Here is a 14,047-nt window from a genome sequence, read left to right as displayed (position 1 = left end):
AAAACAGCAAAACTACAACTTCTGTCCCGTTAAAAGGCAGCAATAGCCGCCTTTTTAAGCACTTATCACACCATTATACGGCTTTCACCGCGTCGGCAATGCGATTTGCCATCTCCGTCACCTGAGCTTCGTCTTCGCCTTCCACCATCACACGGATTAACGGCTCGGTCCCCGACTTACGCAACAGCACGCGTCCACGGTTACCCAGGGTAGCTTCCACCTCAGATGTCGTCGTTTTTACATGCTCATCTTCCAGGGGATCACCTTTGCCAGCCGTAAAGCGCACGTTGACAAGCACCTGCGGGAACATCTTCATACCGCTACATAAATCGTGCAGTGACATATGGTTGCGTACCATTGCCGCCACAACCTGCAAACCAGCAACGATACCATCTCCGGTCGTCGTTTTATCCAGCAGGATCACATGCCCGGAGTTCTCTGCACCAATGCGCCAGCCTTTTTCCTGCATTTTTTCGAGGACATAGCGATCGCCTACTTTGGCACGAGCAAAAGGAATGCCCAATTGCTTGAGCGCCAGCTCCAGCCCCATATTGCTCATCAGCGTGCCTACAGCGCCGCCACGCAATTGCCCCTGACGCAAACCTTCACGCGCAATGATATACATGATCTGGTCGCCATCCACTTTGTTACCTTCATGGTCCACCATGATGACGCGATCGCCATCGCCATCAAAAGCGATGCCAAGATCCGCTTTCTCTGCCAGAACGCGTTGCTGCAATGCACTGACATCCGTGGCACCGCATTTTTCATTGATATTTACGCCATCAGGTTCACAACCCATGGCGATGACTTTCGCGCCCAGCTCGCGGAACACATTCGGTGCGATGTGGTAAGTTGCCCCGTTAGCGCAATCAACGACGATTTTTAGCTCATTCAGGCTCAGTTCATTGGGGAATGTGGCTTTGCAGAATTCAATATAACGTCCTGCAGCATCAACAATGCGGCTTGCTTTACCCAGTTCAGCGGAATCGACGCAGGTCAGTTCTTTCTCCATTTCTGCTTCAATCGCCTCTTCAACCGCATCAGGCAATTTAGTGCCATCGATTGAGAAGAACTTGATACCGTTGTCATAAAACGGGTTATGCGATGCGGAAATAACAATACCGGCTTCAGCACGGAAAGTGCGGGTCAGATAGGCCACAGCCGGTGTCGGCATCGGCCCGGTAAAGGAGGCGGACAACCCCGCTGCCGCCAGCCCGGCTTCAAGAGCGGATTCCAGCATATAACCGGAAATACGGGTGTCCTTACCAATAATAATCTTCCGTGAACCGTGGCGTGCCAGTACTTTTCCGGCAGCCCAACCCAGCTTGAGAACAAAATCCGGGGTGATCGGTGCGTCGCCTACTCGGCCACGAATGCCATCGGTGCCAAAATATTTACGATTACTCATAGCGTTTATTTTCCTTCGCTGACAGCGTGGCTTCAACCACCCGCATAGCTTCTACCGTTTCTTTTACATCGTGAACACGAATAATCTGCGCGCCCTGCATTGCCGCAATCACCGCACACGCAAGACTCCCACTTAAACGCTCAGAAGGACCGACATTGAGCAGTTGTCCTACCATGGATTTACGTGACATCCCAACCAGCAGCGGCAACCCAAAGTGATGAAATTCCGCCAGGCGGGCCAGCAGCGCATAATTGTGCGAGAGATTCTTACCGAAACCGAATCCCGGGTCGAGTATCAATTTCTCTTTTGCGATACCTGCCTTTTCGCAACGGGCAATATGTTCGACAAAGAAGCGATTTACATCAGCAAACACATCGTCGTACTTCGGCGCTTCTTGCATTGTTTTTGGTTGTCCCTGCATATGCATCAGACACACCGGTAAACCGGTCTCAGCGGCAGCGTCTATTGCACCCGGCTCCGTCAACGAGCGGATATCATTAATAATATGTGCGCCTGCTCGCGCGGATTCGCGGATCACTTCAGGCTTCGACGTATCAACAGAGATCCAGACCTCAAAACGCTGGGCTATCGCCTCAACCACCGGGATCACACGCTCCAGCTCCTCTTCAACGCTAACTTCCGCCGCACCCGGCCTTGTGGACTCCCCACCAACATCAACAATTGTCGCCCCGGCGTTGATCATCAAATTGGCATGTTTGACTGCCTCAACTAACGTATTATGCGTGCCGCCATCGGAAAATGAGTCCGGCGTAACGTTGAGGATCCCCATCACGTGCGGGTGGGAGAGATCGAGTATGGTGCCATGGGCGTCGAGTTTCATGACTTAAAGTCCCTGCGTTGTTGCGGTTAATACAATAAAGAAAACCCCGGAGCATGCCCCAGGGTTTTTCAGTTAGAACAGGTCCAGCAACGGATAACTTATTTGTCGCCCAGTTGCTCAGACATGGTGTTGCCCGGGTTCGGCGTACGCGGTTCATCAACCGGACGCGGTGCACGCGGAGTACCATTATTGTCAGAGTTGTTCGCGCCAGGATCTTCCCAACCTGCCGGCGGACGTACCTCGCGGCGCGCCATCAGGTCATCAATCTGCGGTGCATCGATGGTCTCATATTTCATCAGAGCATCCTTCATTGCATGCAGAATATCCATGTTATCGTTCAGGATCTGACGTGCACGATCGTAGTTACGCTCGATCAACGCTTTCACTTCCTGGTCGATAATACGCGCAGTTTCATCGGACATATGTTTCGCTTTCGCTACAGAACGGCCAAGGAAAACCTCACCCTCTTCTTCGGCGTAGAGCAACGGACCGAGTTTGTCAGAAAAGCCCCACTGGGTAACCATGTTACGCGCCAGGTTGGTCGCAACTTTAATATCGTTGGACGCGCCGGTAGAAACATGTTCAACACCGTAGATAATCTCTTCAGCCAGGCGACCGCCGTACAGCGTTGAGATCTGGCTTTCCAGTTTCCGACGGCTGGCGCTGATCGCATCACCTTCCGGCAGGAAGAACGTCACACCCAATGCACGACCGCGCGGGATAATCGTCACTTTATGCACCGGATCGTGTTCCGGCACCAGACGGCCGATAATCGCATGACCTGCTTCATGGTAGGCCGTGGACTCTTTCTGCGCTTCCGTCATCACCATGGAGCGGCGTTCCGCACCCATCATGATTTTGTCTTTCGCTTTTTCGAACTCGACCATCGAAACCACGCGTTTATTACCGCGAGCGGCAAACAGTGCAGCTTCGTTGACCAGGTTCGCCAGATCGGCACCAGAGAAGCCCGGCGTACCGCGCGCGATAATCGCGGCATCAATATCCGGCGACAGCGGCACGCGACGCATATGGACTTTCAGGATCTGTTCACGACCGCGAACATCCGGCAAACCAACCACAACCTGACGGTCAAAACGGCCAGGACGCAGTAACGCAGGGTCGAGCACATCCGGACGGTTCGTTGCAGCGATAACGATAATACCTTCGTTACCTTCGAAACCATCCATCTCAACCAGCATCTGGTTCAGCGTTTGTTCGCGTTCATCGTGACCACCACCGAGGCCTGCGCCACGCTGGCGGCCAACGGCGTCGATTTCATCGATGAAGATAATGCACGGTGCCGCTTTCTTGGCCTGCTCGAACATGTCGCGCACACGAGAAGCACCAACACCCACAAACATTTCAACGAAGTCAGAACCGGAAATTGTGAAGAATGGAACCTTCGCTTCCCCCGCAATAGCTTTCGCCAGCAGCGTTTTACCAGTGCCCGGAGGACCGACCATCAGTACGCCTTTAGGGATCTTACCGCCCAGCTTCTGGAACCGGCTCGGCTCACGCAGATATTCGACCAGTTCACCAACTTCTTCTTTCGCTTCGTCGCAGCCAGCAACATCAGCGAAAGTCGTTTTGATCTGATCTTCCGTGAGCATGCGCGCTTTACTTTTACCGAACGACATGGCGCCTTTGCCACCGCCGCCCTGCATCTGGCGCATAAAGAAAATCCAGACACCAATCAGCAACAGCATCGGGAACCAGGAAATGAAGATGTTAGCCAGCAGGCTCGGCTCTTCAGGCGGCTCACCAACAACCTTGACGTTTTTCGTCAGCAGGTTATCAAGCAGTTTCGGATCGTTGACCGGGATGTAAGTCGTGTAACGGTTACTATCTTTCTTGGTAACGTTGATCTCACGTCCGTTGATACGCGCTTCGCGAACCTGGTCCTGGTTGACCTCTTGCAGGAAGGTAGAATAATCCACCTTGCGGCCATTAGACTCGCTGGGCCCAAAGCTCTGGAATACTGACATCAGCACAACGGCAATGACCAGCCAGAGTATTAGGTTTTTCGCCATGTCACTCAAGGGATTAACCTCATATTACAACTGTGTTAAAAACAGCGTCAGGATACAACATATCCAGTTTCTTTCAAACCAAAGGCCGAAATCAACGGGGTATCATTTTCGCCCGGTCGCTACAATATACACTTCGCGTGAACGCGCACGCGAAGAGTCCGGTTTACGCACTTTTACCTTCGTAAACATGGAACGAATTTCCGTGAGATATTCATCGAAACCTTCGCCCTGAAACACCTTAACTAAAAAACTTCCGCCTGGTGCCAGCACATCGCGGCACATATCCAGCGCCAACTCAACCAGATACATCGAGCGGGGAATATCCACCGCTGGCGTTCCGCTCATGTTCGGCGCCATATCAGACATGACAACCTGGACTTTACTGTCGCCAACACGTTCCAGTAATGCTTTCAGGACTAATTCATCACGAAAATCGCCCTGAAGGAAGTCCACACCAACGATTGGATCCATCGGTAAAAGATCGCAAGCGATAATGCGACCATTGCCGCCAATCTGCGTGACCGCATATTGCGACCACCCACCAGGCGCCGCACCGAGATCAACAACTGTCATCCCCGGCTTAAAAAGTTTGTCACTTTGCTGTATTTCATCAAGTTTAAACCAGGCACGGGAACGCAACCCTTTTTTCTGCGCCTGTTGAACATATTTATCGCTAAAGTGTTCCTGAAGCCAGCGGCTCGAGCTGGCAGAACGCTTTTTACCTGTCATTTAACTTTCCATCCGGGTTCATCGTCGACATCGATAAATTTCGACGCGCAATTTGGCGATACACAGGAGATGGCGGTAGAATGACCCGTTTTCAATCCCAACGTAAGCAAAATATACGATGAATCTGAGTACTAAACAAAAACAGCACCTGAAAGGTCTGGCACATCCGCTCAAGCCGGTAGTTATGCTTGGCAATAATGGTTTGACCGAAGGGGTACTGGCCGAGATTGAACAAGCGTTAGAGCACCATGAACTTATCAAGGTGAAGATCGCCTCTGAAGACAGAGAAACTAAGACCTTGATTGTGGAAGCTATCGTTCGCGAAACCGGCGCCTGCAATGTACAGGTCATCGGTAAAACGCTGGTGCTTTATCGCCCAACCGCGGAGCGTAAAATTTCGCTGCCACGCTAAGGATATCCTGAATTGAACACAAAAGCTGTGTAAAACGAGGGGTTTCCGCCAGCAGACGAGCAAAATGCCACGCTCCTGGTATTGATAAAAGGCCGCGATGCGGCCTTTTTCTTTTCTTTACAATAGATCAACAAACGTGACCTGTATTGTCATCATAAGTATTCCACTTTGATGATTTCGTATTCAACTTCGCCGCCAGGTGTGCGGATAACCACAACATCATCTTGCTCTTTGCCTACCAGGCCACGCGCGATCGGTGAATTTACAGAGATGAGGTTCTGTTTAAAGTCAGCCTCATCATCACCCACAATGCGGTAAGTCTGTTCTTCGTCGTTATCCAGATTCAAAACAGTAACCGTTGCGCCAAAAATAACGCGGCCGTTTTTCGGCATTTTCGTGATATCGATAACCTGCGCATTGGAGAGCTTCGCTTCAATGTCTTTGATTCGGCCTTCGCAAAAACCCTGCTGTTCACGTGCAGCATGGTATTCAGCGTTCTCTTTTAGATCGCCATGTTCGCGGGCTTCCGCAATAGCGGCGATGATTTCAGGGCGGCGAACGGATTTCAGAAACTCCAGCTCTTCGCGCAGTTTTTCGGCACCACGTAAGGTCATCGGAATAGCTTGCATTTGTTATACCTCTTAAACATTCCTGTAAGGAGCGTTAACCCGCCCCGTCTGCTCTGTCTCCCCGCGGACAGGGCTTCTCGCCGGGCAGGAGCAAAAGAAAACTGACCCGGGGACAAAGCCCCAGGTCAGCTACAATTTTTCAATTTGATACGTATTTTACCCGGAAGTTCACTATGGGTCATCGTTTACTTTCCGGGGCGTTGCGCCGTAGTATGACGGCTTGTTTCCAGGTTGTTAGCGCGAGATTATGCGATTTTCTAGCTTTATCATCGGATTGACCACTAGTATAGCCCTGACTGCTCAGGCCGCGAATGTTGACGAATATATTAATCAACTTCCGGACGGCGCGAATTTAGCACTGATGGTTCAAAAGGTAGGCGCGCAGGCGCCCGAGATTGATTACCACGGTAAGCAAATGGCGCTTCCCGCAAGTACGCAAAAGGTGATCACCGCACTGGCGGCACTTTTGCAACTCGGGCCGGACTTTCGCTTTACAACCACGCTGGAAAGCAAAGGTTCTGTCGAGAATGGGGTATTAAAAGGCGACTTAATTGCACGATTTGGCGGCGATCCGACGTTAAAACGCCAGGATGTTCGCAATATGATTAACGCTCTGAAAAAGTCAGGCGTGCAGAAAATCGAGGGTAACGTACTGATTGATACTTCCATTTTCGCCAGCCACGATAAAGCCCCGGGCTGGCCCTGGAATGATATGACGCAGTGCTTTAGCGCTCCCCCGGCTGCGGCGATTATCGATCGCAACTGCTTCTCTGTATCACTTTATAGTGCGCAAAAACCAGGCGATCTGGCCTATATCCGTATCGCCTCTTACTACCCGGTCAATATGTTCAGCCAGGTTCGCACCCTCGCGCGTGGTTCATCAGAAGCACAATATTGTGAACTCGACGTTGTGCCCGGCGATTTAAACCGCTTCACACTCACCGGCTGCCTGCCACAACGAGCAGACCCACTCCCGCTGGCTTTCGCCATCCAGGACGGTGCCAGCTATGCTGGTGCCATTATTAAAGACGAACTCAAAACCGCAGGCATCACTTACACTGGCACACTGCTGCGACAAACGCTGGAAAACCAGCCAGGCACGGTGATCGCCAGTAAGCAATCTGCCCCATTACACGACCTGCTGAAGATCATGCTGAAGAAATCGGACAATATGATTGCCGATACCGTCTTTCGCATGATCGGACATGCTCGTTTTGGCGTGCCCGGCACCTGGAGAGCGGGCTCAGATGCAGTTCGTCAGATTCTGCGCCAGCAGGCCGGTGTTGATTTGGGAAATACGATTATTGCGGATGGTTCAGGTCTGTCGCGCCATAATCTGCTGGCGCCGTCAACCATGATGCAGGTACTGCAATATATTGCGCAGCATGATACTGAGCTTAATTTTATCTCGATGCTGCCGTTGGCTGGCTATGATGGTTCGCTGCAATACCGTGCGGGTCTGCATGAAGCAGGCGTGGACGGTAAGGTTTCTGCGAAAACCGGGTCATTGCAGGGCGTGTATAACCTGGCTGGATTTATTACTACCGCCAGCGGTCAACGGATGGCTTTTGTGCAGTACCTTTCAGGCTATGCGGTAGAACCTGCGGATCAACGAAACCGTCGTATTCCGTTGGTTCGTTTTGAGAGCCGTTTGTACAAAGATATCTACCAGAACAACTAATAAAAAATGCCGGGTAGTTCACACTGTCCCGGCATTTCACAGATTACAGCGCCCCGCTAAACCGGGGCGTTTCAGGTATTAACGCTTGTAGATGAACTCGACACCTTCTTCGTCGTCTTCGTCCCAGTCGTCATCCCACTCTTCATCATCTTCAGCAACCGCTTCAGCATCTTCGAGTTGTTGGCGATGATAATCATCCCACATAAATTCAACTTTCTCAGGCTGCTGTTCTTCCTGTGCCTGCGCGATCGGGTTTTCAATGATGAACGTCATCACGTCCCAGCACAGCTCTTTGACGCCCTGCTGGCTGGCAGCAGAAATCAGGTAGAATTTATCTTTCCAGCCCAGTGCTTCAGCGATCGCTTTCGCTTTCTCTTCCGCTTCGGCTTTGTCCATCAGGTCAATCTTGTTGAACACCAGCCAGCGCGGCTTAGAAGCCAGCTTTTCGCTGTATTTTTCCAGTTCACCGACGATAACGCGCGCGTTTTCAGCCGGATCGGAACCATCGATCGGATCGATATCGATCAGATGCAGCAACACACGGCAGCGTTCCAGATGTTTCAGGAAGCGGATACCAAGACCTGCGCCATCGGCAGCCCCTTCAATCAGCCCCGGAATATCAGCAACCACAAAGCTCTTCTCGTTATCCATACGGACAACGCCCAGGCTCGGAACCAGAGTAGTAAACGGATAATCCGCCACTTTCGGTTTTGCAGCAGACACGGCACGAATAAAGGTTGATTTACCCGCATTCGGCATCCCCAGCATTCCCACATCCGCCAGCAGCATCAGCTCTAGTTGCAGATCGCGTTTATCACCCGGTGTACCCATCGTTTTCTGACGCGGAGTACGGTTAACGGATGATTTAAAACGGGTATTGCCCAGACCGTGCCAGCCGCCTTTGGCGACCATCAGACGCTGACCATGTTTGGTCATATCACCCATGGTTTCGCCAGTGCCCTGATCGATAACACGCGTACCAACAGGCACCTTCACGGTGATGTCTTTACCGCGCTTCCCGGTACAATCACGGCTCTGACCGTTCTGACCACGCTCTGCGCGGAAAGATTTTTCAAAACGGTAGTCAATCAGCGTGTTCAGGTTTTCGTCCGCTTCCAGCCAGACATCACCACCATCACCGCCATCGCCGCCGTCAGGGCCACCTTTCGGAATATATTTCTCGCGGCGGAAGCTTACACAGCCGTTACCACCATCGCCCGCCACGACAAGGATCGTAGCTTCATCAACAAACTTCATTTTACTCTCCGTAACTCATTCGCCTGAGCGGGGCACAGTGACGACCACTTCACGACTGCGCCAACGTCCCAGCAGACGATGGCCAATAGCGGAAAACATGGCGCCCGCAACCACGACAAACGCACCGAGATAACCGACCAGGTTTAACATCGGTCTGGCGAAAACATCGGGCCAGGCCATTGATAACACATCTGAAAATAACAACGTAAACAGCGGCGTCAACGTAATCAATGCGCTTACCTGCGCCGCCTGCCAGCGCGCCATTGCTTCCGCCAGCGCACCGTACCCAACCAGCGTATTCAGCCCGCAAAAAATCAGGCAAGCGAGTTGCCATTCGCTCAACTGGAACAGTACACCGGGCTTTGCCAGCGGCAATAATGCTATCGTACATAAAGTGTACAGCAAAAAGAGGATTTGCTGAGACGCCAGTCGACGCAATAATATTTTTTGCGCGACGCCGTAGCTCACCCACACCATTGCCGCACCGACCCCGAAAATAACACCCCAGGTGTAATCGGTCAGTCGGGTAAAAATCTCCACCAGGCTGGTATTGAAAAACATCACCAGACCACTGATTAGCATCAATGCACCAATCACTTGAGTACCACGCATCTTCTCTTTCAGAATAAAGACGCTGGCAATCATCATACCTACGGGAGAAAGCTGACCTATCACCTGCGAGGCCGTCGGGCTGACATACTGCAGGGAAGAGCTGAACAGAATAAAGTTTCCGAACAACCCACCAGTGGCAATAGCCAACAAAATTAACCAACGCGGCTTACGAAACATTTGCAGTGGAGGAAATTTCCTCTTGTAGCCCAGAATCAGGCCGAGGCCGATCCCTGCCATTAAAAAGCGATAAAATACCACCGTAGGCGGCTCCATCACTTCCAGCACCTGCTTCATCGCAATAGGTAGCGCCCCCCAGCACATCGCAGTGATGAGCGCCAGGACGATACCTATGCCTGCCTGCTGTTTCATGCCCGTATTCCCTGCCAGAAATTTTACCGGACTTCTAATGTAAAAAGCCCCGCAACCTGTGCGGGGCTTTCTTCCGTTACCGGGACGCGAAAAACTTATTCAGCAACGATGCTGATAAATTTACGGTTTTTCGGGCCTTTAACTTCGAACTTAACTTTACCGTCAGTCAAAGCGAACAGAGTATGGTCACGGCCGCAACCTACGTTAGGGCCAGCATGGAACTTGGTGCCACGCTGACGAACGATAATGCTACCTGCCAGAACTGCTTCTCCGCCAAAGCGTTTTACGCCCAGACGTTTAGCTTCTGAATCGCGACCGTTACGAGTTGAGCCGCCAGCCTTTTTATGTGCCATTTAAATCTACTCCTCAGGTCTTAGGCGCTGATGCCAGTAATTTTCACATCAGTGAACCACTGACGATGGCCCTGCTGCTTACGATAGTGTTTACGACGACGAAACTTAACGATTTTAACTTTCTCGCCACGACCGTGAGCAACAACTTCAGCTTTGATTAGGCCGCCATCAACGAAAGGAACGCCGATTTTGACTTCTTCACCGTTTGCGATCATCAGAACTTCAGCAAATTCAACAGATTCGCCAGTTGCGATGTCCAGCTTTTCCAGGCGAATGGTCTGACCTTCGCTTACTCGGTGTTGTTTACCACCACTTTGGAAAACCGCGTACATATAAAACTCCGCTTCCGCGCACATATTCTGATCAATCAGAGTGCGCTATAAATATTCACAATAGGGCGCGAATATTACGCAAATCGCGAGCCTTTGACAAGAGAGATCGTCACTCAACGAAGAAAAAAAACACAACTTGTAAGGTATCGTTTATCTGGCGCGTTTTTACAGTACAATCAACAATACTATTCTAACCCGTAACCCTTTGTTATCCCATTTTGATATGTGGTAAACAGGACTGAAAGCCCGGCTTTTGCGATGAATTTAGAAAAAATCAATGAGTTAACCGCGCAAGATATGGCGGGTGTGAATGCGACGATCCTGCAACAACTCAACTCGGATGTTCAGTTAATTAACCAGTTGGGTTATTACATCGTAAGCGGCGGTGGCAAACGCATCCGCCCAATGATAGCAGTACTGGCGGCGCGCGCCGTTGGATATGAAGGCAATTCACACATCACGATCGCAGCGCTGATCGAATTTATTCACACTGCGACACTTCTGCATGACGATGTTGTGGATGAATCTGACATGCGTCGCGGCAAAGCGACAGCCAATGCCGCATTTGGTAATGCAGCCAGCGTGCTGGTCGGGGATTTTATCTATACTCGCGCTTTTCAGATGATGACCAGTCTCGGTTCGCTGAGGGTGCTGGAACTGATGTCAGAAGCCGTGAACGTCATTGCCGAAGGTGAAGTGCTGCAATTGATGAACGTCAACGACCCGAACATCACCGAAGAAAACTACATGCGCGTCATCTATAGCAAAACCGCACGTCTGTTTGAAGCGGCGGCGCAGTGTTCCGGTCTGCTGGCCGGCTGCAACGAAGCAGAGGAAAAAGGGTTACAGGATTACGGCCGTTATCTGGGAACCGCGTTCCAGTTGATCGACGACTTGCTGGATTACAGCGCTGATGGCGAGACATTAGGTAAAAACACCGGTGATGACCTGAACGAGGGGAAACCGACGTTGCCACTGTTGCATGCTATGCATCACGGTACTCCGGAACAGGCGCAGATGATTCGCGAAGCCATTGAGCAAGGTAATGGTCGGCATCTTCTGGAACCTGTACTGGAAGCAATGGCAGCTTGCGGCTCACTGGAGTGGACTCGTCGTCGCGCCGAAGAGGAAGCGGATAAAGCGATTTCTGCTCTACAGGTTCTGCCTGATACCCCATGGAGAGAGGCACTGATCGGCCTGGCCCATATCGCGGTGCAGCGCGATCGTTAATCCTTCCAGATTCCCGCGCTTTGTCGCGGGAAAGTTCTTGTAAGTTTCCATAAATAAATCAAAACCTTTCAAATCACCTGACATCATTGCTTTGTCAAAATCCTAAAACACAAAATATACATGAACTTTTTAGAACAAAAATTCCTGTATGAGTATAGTAAGTATCACAAAAGGATTGGTATCAACTTCTATCAGGGAGATGTTATGGAAACGAAATTTATCGACTGGCATCAAGCCGATATTATTGCAGGGCTGCGTAAAAAAGGGACATCGCTGGCCGCAGAATCGCGAAAAAACGGGTTAAGCTCATCCACCCTTGCGAATGCATTGACCCGTTCCTGGCCGAAAGGAGAGTTGATTATCGCCAGGGCGCTGGGAACAGAGCCGTGGGTAATATGGCCATCGCGCTATTACGATCCCGTCACGCATGCTTTTATTGATAAAACAAAGCTGATGCGCAAAAAGCGCGGCGATAAGTAAGTAAAACCGGCCAGTAAAAAAGGGAGCAGAGGCTCCCTTTTTTGTCGCTAACTGTCGCTTACTCGCCTTTAACGCGCTCGATGTTTGCACCGAGAGCGCTGAGCTTATCTTCAATGCGTTCATAGCCGCGATCGATATGATAGATACGATCGACGATGGTTGTCCCTTCAGCAATACACCCCGCGAGCACCAGGCTTGCGGAAGCACGCAGATCGGTCGCCATTACCTGAGCGCCGGAGAGAACTTCTACGCCGTGGCAAATCGCCGTATTGCTTTCGATTTCCGCATGCGCGCCCATGCGGATCAGCTCCGGAATGTGCATGAAACGGTTTTCGAAAATGGTTTCAGTGATGACGCCGGTTCCTTCAGCGACCAGATTCAGCAGCGTAAATTGCGCCTGCATGTCGGTCGGGAACCCCGGATGCGGCGCAGTCCGCACATTCACTGCTTTCGGGCGTTTGCCGTGCATATCGAGGCTAATCCAGTCTTCACCGACCTCGATTTCAGCCCCTGCATCACGCAGTTTCGCCAGCACTGCATCCAGCGTATCCGGCTGAGCATTACGACAGACAATTTTGCCGCCGGAGATCGCCGCTGCAACGAGGAAAGTCCCCGTTTCAATACGGTCGGGCAACACGCGATAAACACCACCGCCAAGGCGTTGTACGCCTTCGATAGTAATGCGGTCAGTACCCATACCGGAGATTTTCGCACCAAGCGTGTTGAGGAAGTTTGCCGTATCGACAATTTCCGGCTCGCGGGCAGCATTCTCGATGATGGTTGTACCTTCCGCCAGCGTGGCTGCGGACATAATCGTAACCGTCGCGCCGACGCTCACTTTATCCATCACAATATGTGCGCCTTTCAGGCGGCCATTGACAGAGGCTTTTACATAACCCTCTTCCAGTTTGATCTCGGCACCCAACTGCTCCAGGCCGGTAATGTGCAAATCAACCGGACGCGCGCCGATTGCACAACCACCTGGCAGTGAAACCTGCCCCTGGCCGAAACGGGCAACCAGCGGCCCCAGCGCCCAAATAGAGGCACGCATGGTTTTCACCAGATCGTACGGCGCGCAGAACACATTCACTTTGCTGGCGTCGATCCATACGGACCCATTACGCTCCACCTTCGTACCCAGCTGGCTCAGCAGCTTCATGGTGGTGTCGATATCTTTCAGTTTCGGAACGTTGCGGATTTCGACCGGTTCTTCTGCCAGCAGGGCGGCAAAGAGGATCGGCAGTGCGGCATTTTTCGCACCTGAAATTATCACTTCGCCCTGGAGACGCGTTGGCCCCTGTACACGAAACTTATCCATTCATCTGATCTCTGTTAAGAATTCACACGCGCAGCGGGACGAGCCCCACCTACGCTCAAAAGCCGTTTAATTTGCGATCGCGAGCCCACTCTTGCGGTGTATACGCTTTGATCGACAGGGCATGAATACGGTTATCCGCGATGTATTCCATCAGCGGGCCATAGATGGTTTGTTGTTTCTTTACCCGGCTCATGCCGTCAAAAATCTCACCCACAGCGACAACCTGAAAGTGGCTGCCATCGCCAGTGACGTGGGCTTCCTGGAGAGAGAGTGCGTTCATAAGCACTGTCTGGATTTCATGATTTTCCATGGGTGTAAATATCATCTGATAGTGAAAACAGTCACACATCTTAGAGGAAAGTG

General features: G+C 51.4%; 15 protein-coding genes. 4 read left to right on the top strand and 11 right to left on the bottom strand.

Annotated features, from left to right (window positions below):
* Nucleotides 1–73: 73 nt before the first annotated feature.
* From glmM to rlmE, 4 genes are all read right to left on the bottom strand, one after another.
* Nucleotides 74–1,411 (bottom strand): phosphoglucosamine mutase, encoded by a 1,338-nt coding sequence (gene glmM / locus DK872_RS10175; RefSeq protein ID WP_007369923.1) that lies wholly within the window; start codon nucleotides 1,409–1,411, stop codon nucleotides 74–76.
* Nucleotides 1,404–2,252 carry a dihydropteroate synthase gene (gene folP, locus DK872_RS10170; RefSeq protein WP_107147037.1) on the bottom strand — a complete coding sequence of 283 codons (849 nt, stop codon included), beginning with the start codon at nucleotides 2,250–2,252 and terminating at the stop codon, nucleotides 1,404–1,406. The genes glmM and folP overlap by 8 nt, the downstream gene beginning before the upstream one ends.
* A 98-nt stretch (nucleotides 2,253–2,350) precedes the next feature.
* A complete protein-coding gene (gene ftsH, locus DK872_RS10165; RefSeq protein ID WP_007369921.1) occupies nucleotides 2,351–4,282 on the bottom strand; it encodes an ATP-dependent zinc metalloprotease FtsH in 1,932 nt (643 codons plus the stop codon).
* 102 nt (nucleotides 4,283–4,384) lie between these two features.
* The gene (gene rlmE, locus DK872_RS10160; protein WP_007369920.1) at nucleotides 4,385–5,011 is read right to left on the bottom strand and encodes a 23S rRNA (uridine(2552)-2'-O)-methyltransferase RlmE; all 627 of its coding nucleotides are present in this window, start codon (nucleotides 5,009–5,011) and stop codon (nucleotides 4,385–4,387) included.
* A 118-nt stretch (nucleotides 5,012–5,129) separates the two neighbouring features.
* Between rlmE and yhbY the strand changes: the two genes are divergently transcribed.
* Complete coding sequence (yhbY, locus tag DK872_RS10155) at nucleotides 5,130–5,423, top strand: ribosome assembly RNA-binding protein YhbY (protein WP_007369919.1); 294 nt, start codon at nucleotides 5,130–5,132, stop codon at nucleotides 5,421–5,423.
* A gap of 152 nt (nucleotides 5,424–5,575) precedes the next feature.
* Here yhbY and greA read toward each other — a convergent pair whose 3' ends face one another.
* Nucleotides 5,576–6,052, bottom strand: a complete 477-nt coding sequence (gene greA, locus DK872_RS10150; RefSeq protein WP_035887959.1) for a transcription elongation factor GreA — start codon at nucleotides 6,050–6,052, stop codon at nucleotides 5,576–5,578.
* 247 nt (nucleotides 6,053–6,299) lie between these two features.
* On the opposite strand from greA, the gene dacB reads away from it, so the two are divergent.
* Entirely contained in the window at nucleotides 6,300–7,733 is a 1,434-nt protein-coding gene (dacB, locus tag DK872_RS10145) for a serine-type D-Ala-D-Ala carboxypeptidase (protein ID WP_071921597.1), read from the top strand.
* Nucleotides 7,734–7,811: 78 nt separating this feature from the next.
* Here dacB and cgtA read toward each other — a convergent pair whose 3' ends face one another.
* The 4 genes from cgtA to rplU all read right to left on the bottom strand — a co-directional run bounded on the left by cgtA (nucleotide 7,812) and on the right by rplU (nucleotide 10,656).
* Nucleotides 7,812–8,990 carry an Obg family GTPase CgtA gene (cgtA, locus tag DK872_RS10140; RefSeq protein WP_007369916.1) on the bottom strand — a complete coding sequence of 393 codons (1,179 nt, stop codon included), beginning with the start codon at nucleotides 8,988–8,990 and terminating at the stop codon, nucleotides 7,812–7,814.
* 15 nt (nucleotides 8,991–9,005) lie between these two features.
* On the bottom strand, nucleotides 9,006–9,971 hold the full coding sequence (locus DK872_RS10135; protein WP_007369915.1) for a DMT family transporter: 966 nt from the start codon (nucleotides 9,969–9,971) through the stop codon (nucleotides 9,006–9,008).
* Between the two features lie 95 nt (nucleotides 9,972–10,066).
* Nucleotides 10,067–10,324, bottom strand: a complete 258-nt coding sequence (rpmA, locus tag DK872_RS10130) for a 50S ribosomal protein L27 (protein ID WP_035887967.1) — start codon at nucleotides 10,322–10,324, stop codon at nucleotides 10,067–10,069.
* 20 nt (nucleotides 10,325–10,344) lie between these two features.
* Complete coding sequence (rplU, locus tag DK872_RS10125; RefSeq protein ID WP_007369913.1) at nucleotides 10,345–10,656, bottom strand: 50S ribosomal protein L21; 312 nt, start codon at nucleotides 10,654–10,656, stop codon at nucleotides 10,345–10,347.
* A 258-nt stretch (nucleotides 10,657–10,914) separates the two neighbouring features.
* On the opposite strand from rplU, the gene ispB reads away from it, so the two are divergent.
* Together ispB and sfsB are read left to right on the top strand one after the other, a co-directional pair.
* Nucleotides 10,915–11,886: an octaprenyl diphosphate synthase gene (ispB, locus tag DK872_RS10120; protein ID WP_007369912.1), complete on the top strand. Its 972-nt coding sequence runs from the start codon at nucleotides 10,915–10,917 to the stop codon at nucleotides 11,884–11,886.
* A gap of 204 nt (nucleotides 11,887–12,090) precedes the next feature.
* A complete protein-coding gene (sfsB, locus tag DK872_RS10115; RefSeq protein ID WP_007369911.1) occupies nucleotides 12,091–12,366 on the top strand; it encodes a DNA-binding transcriptional regulator SfsB in 276 nt (91 codons plus the stop codon).
* Between the two features lie 58 nt (nucleotides 12,367–12,424).
* Here sfsB and murA read toward each other — a convergent pair whose 3' ends face one another.
* Both murA and ibaG read right to left on the bottom strand, forming a co-directional pair.
* On the bottom strand, nucleotides 12,425–13,684 hold the full coding sequence (gene murA, locus DK872_RS10110; RefSeq protein ID WP_161518318.1) for a UDP-N-acetylglucosamine 1-carboxyvinyltransferase: 1,260 nt from the start codon (nucleotides 13,682–13,684) through the stop codon (nucleotides 12,425–12,427).
* A gap of 55 nt (nucleotides 13,685–13,739) precedes the next feature.
* On the bottom strand, nucleotides 13,740–13,994 hold the full coding sequence (gene ibaG / locus DK872_RS10105) for a BolA family iron metabolism protein IbaG (RefSeq protein WP_007369909.1): 255 nt from the start codon (nucleotides 13,992–13,994) through the stop codon (nucleotides 13,740–13,742).
* Between the last annotated feature and the right edge of the window lie 53 nt (nucleotides 13,995–14,047).

It is taken from the genome of Kosakonia sp. MH5 (genome assembly GCF_009935945.1).
GTDB lineage: Bacteria > Pseudomonadota > Gammaproteobacteria > Enterobacterales > Enterobacteriaceae > Kosakonia > Kosakonia radicincitans.
Note: the sequence above shows the minus strand (reverse complement) of the source record. Positions and strands in the feature narration are given on the sequence as shown.

Bases quoted from the DNA above. Each gene is read 5' to 3' on its own strand.
- glmM (WP_007369923.1), bottom strand. From the start codon at position 1,411: ATGAGTAATCGTAAATATTTTGGCACCGATGGCATTCGTGGCCGAGTA.
- folP (WP_107147037.1), bottom strand. From the start codon at position 2,252: ATGAAACTCGACGCCCATGGCACCATACTCGATCTCTCCCACCCGCAC.
- ftsH (WP_007369921.1), bottom strand. From the start codon at position 4,282: ATGGCGAAAAACCTAATACTCTGGCTGGTCATTGCCGTTGTGCTGATG.
- rlmE (WP_007369920.1), bottom strand. From the start codon at position 5,011: ATGACAGGTAAAAAGCGTTCTGCCAGCTCGAGCCGCTGGCTTCAGGAA.
- yhbY (WP_007369919.1), top strand. From the start codon at position 5,130: ATGAATCTGAGTACTAAACAAAAACAGCACCTGAAAGGTCTGGCACAT.
- greA (WP_035887959.1), bottom strand. From the start codon at position 6,052: ATGCAAGCTATTCCGATGACCTTACGTGGTGCCGAAAAACTGCGCGAA.
- dacB (WP_071921597.1), top strand. From the start codon at position 6,300: ATGCGATTTTCTAGCTTTATCATCGGATTGACCACTAGTATAGCCCTG.
- cgtA (WP_007369916.1), bottom strand. From the start codon at position 8,990: ATGAAGTTTGTTGATGAAGCTACGATCCTTGTCGTGGCGGGCGATGGT.
- DK872_RS10135 (WP_007369915.1), bottom strand. From the start codon at position 9,971: ATGAAACAGCAGGCAGGCATAGGTATCGTCCTGGCGCTCATCACTGCG.
- rpmA (WP_035887967.1), bottom strand. From the start codon at position 10,324: ATGGCACATAAAAAGGCTGGCGGCTCAACTCGTAACGGTCGCGATTCA.
- rplU (WP_007369913.1), bottom strand. From the start codon at position 10,656: ATGTACGCGGTTTTCCAAAGTGGTGGTAAACAACACCGAGTAAGCGAA.
- ispB (WP_007369912.1), top strand. From the start codon at position 10,915: ATGAATTTAGAAAAAATCAATGAGTTAACCGCGCAAGATATGGCGGGT.
- sfsB (WP_007369911.1), top strand. From the start codon at position 12,091: ATGGAAACGAAATTTATCGACTGGCATCAAGCCGATATTATTGCAGGG.
- murA (WP_161518318.1), bottom strand. From the start codon at position 13,684: ATGGATAAGTTTCGTGTACAGGGGCCAACGCGTCTCCAGGGCGAAGTG.
- ibaG (WP_007369909.1), bottom strand. From the start codon at position 13,994: ATGGAAAATCATGAAATCCAGACAGTGCTTATGAACGCACTCTCTCTC.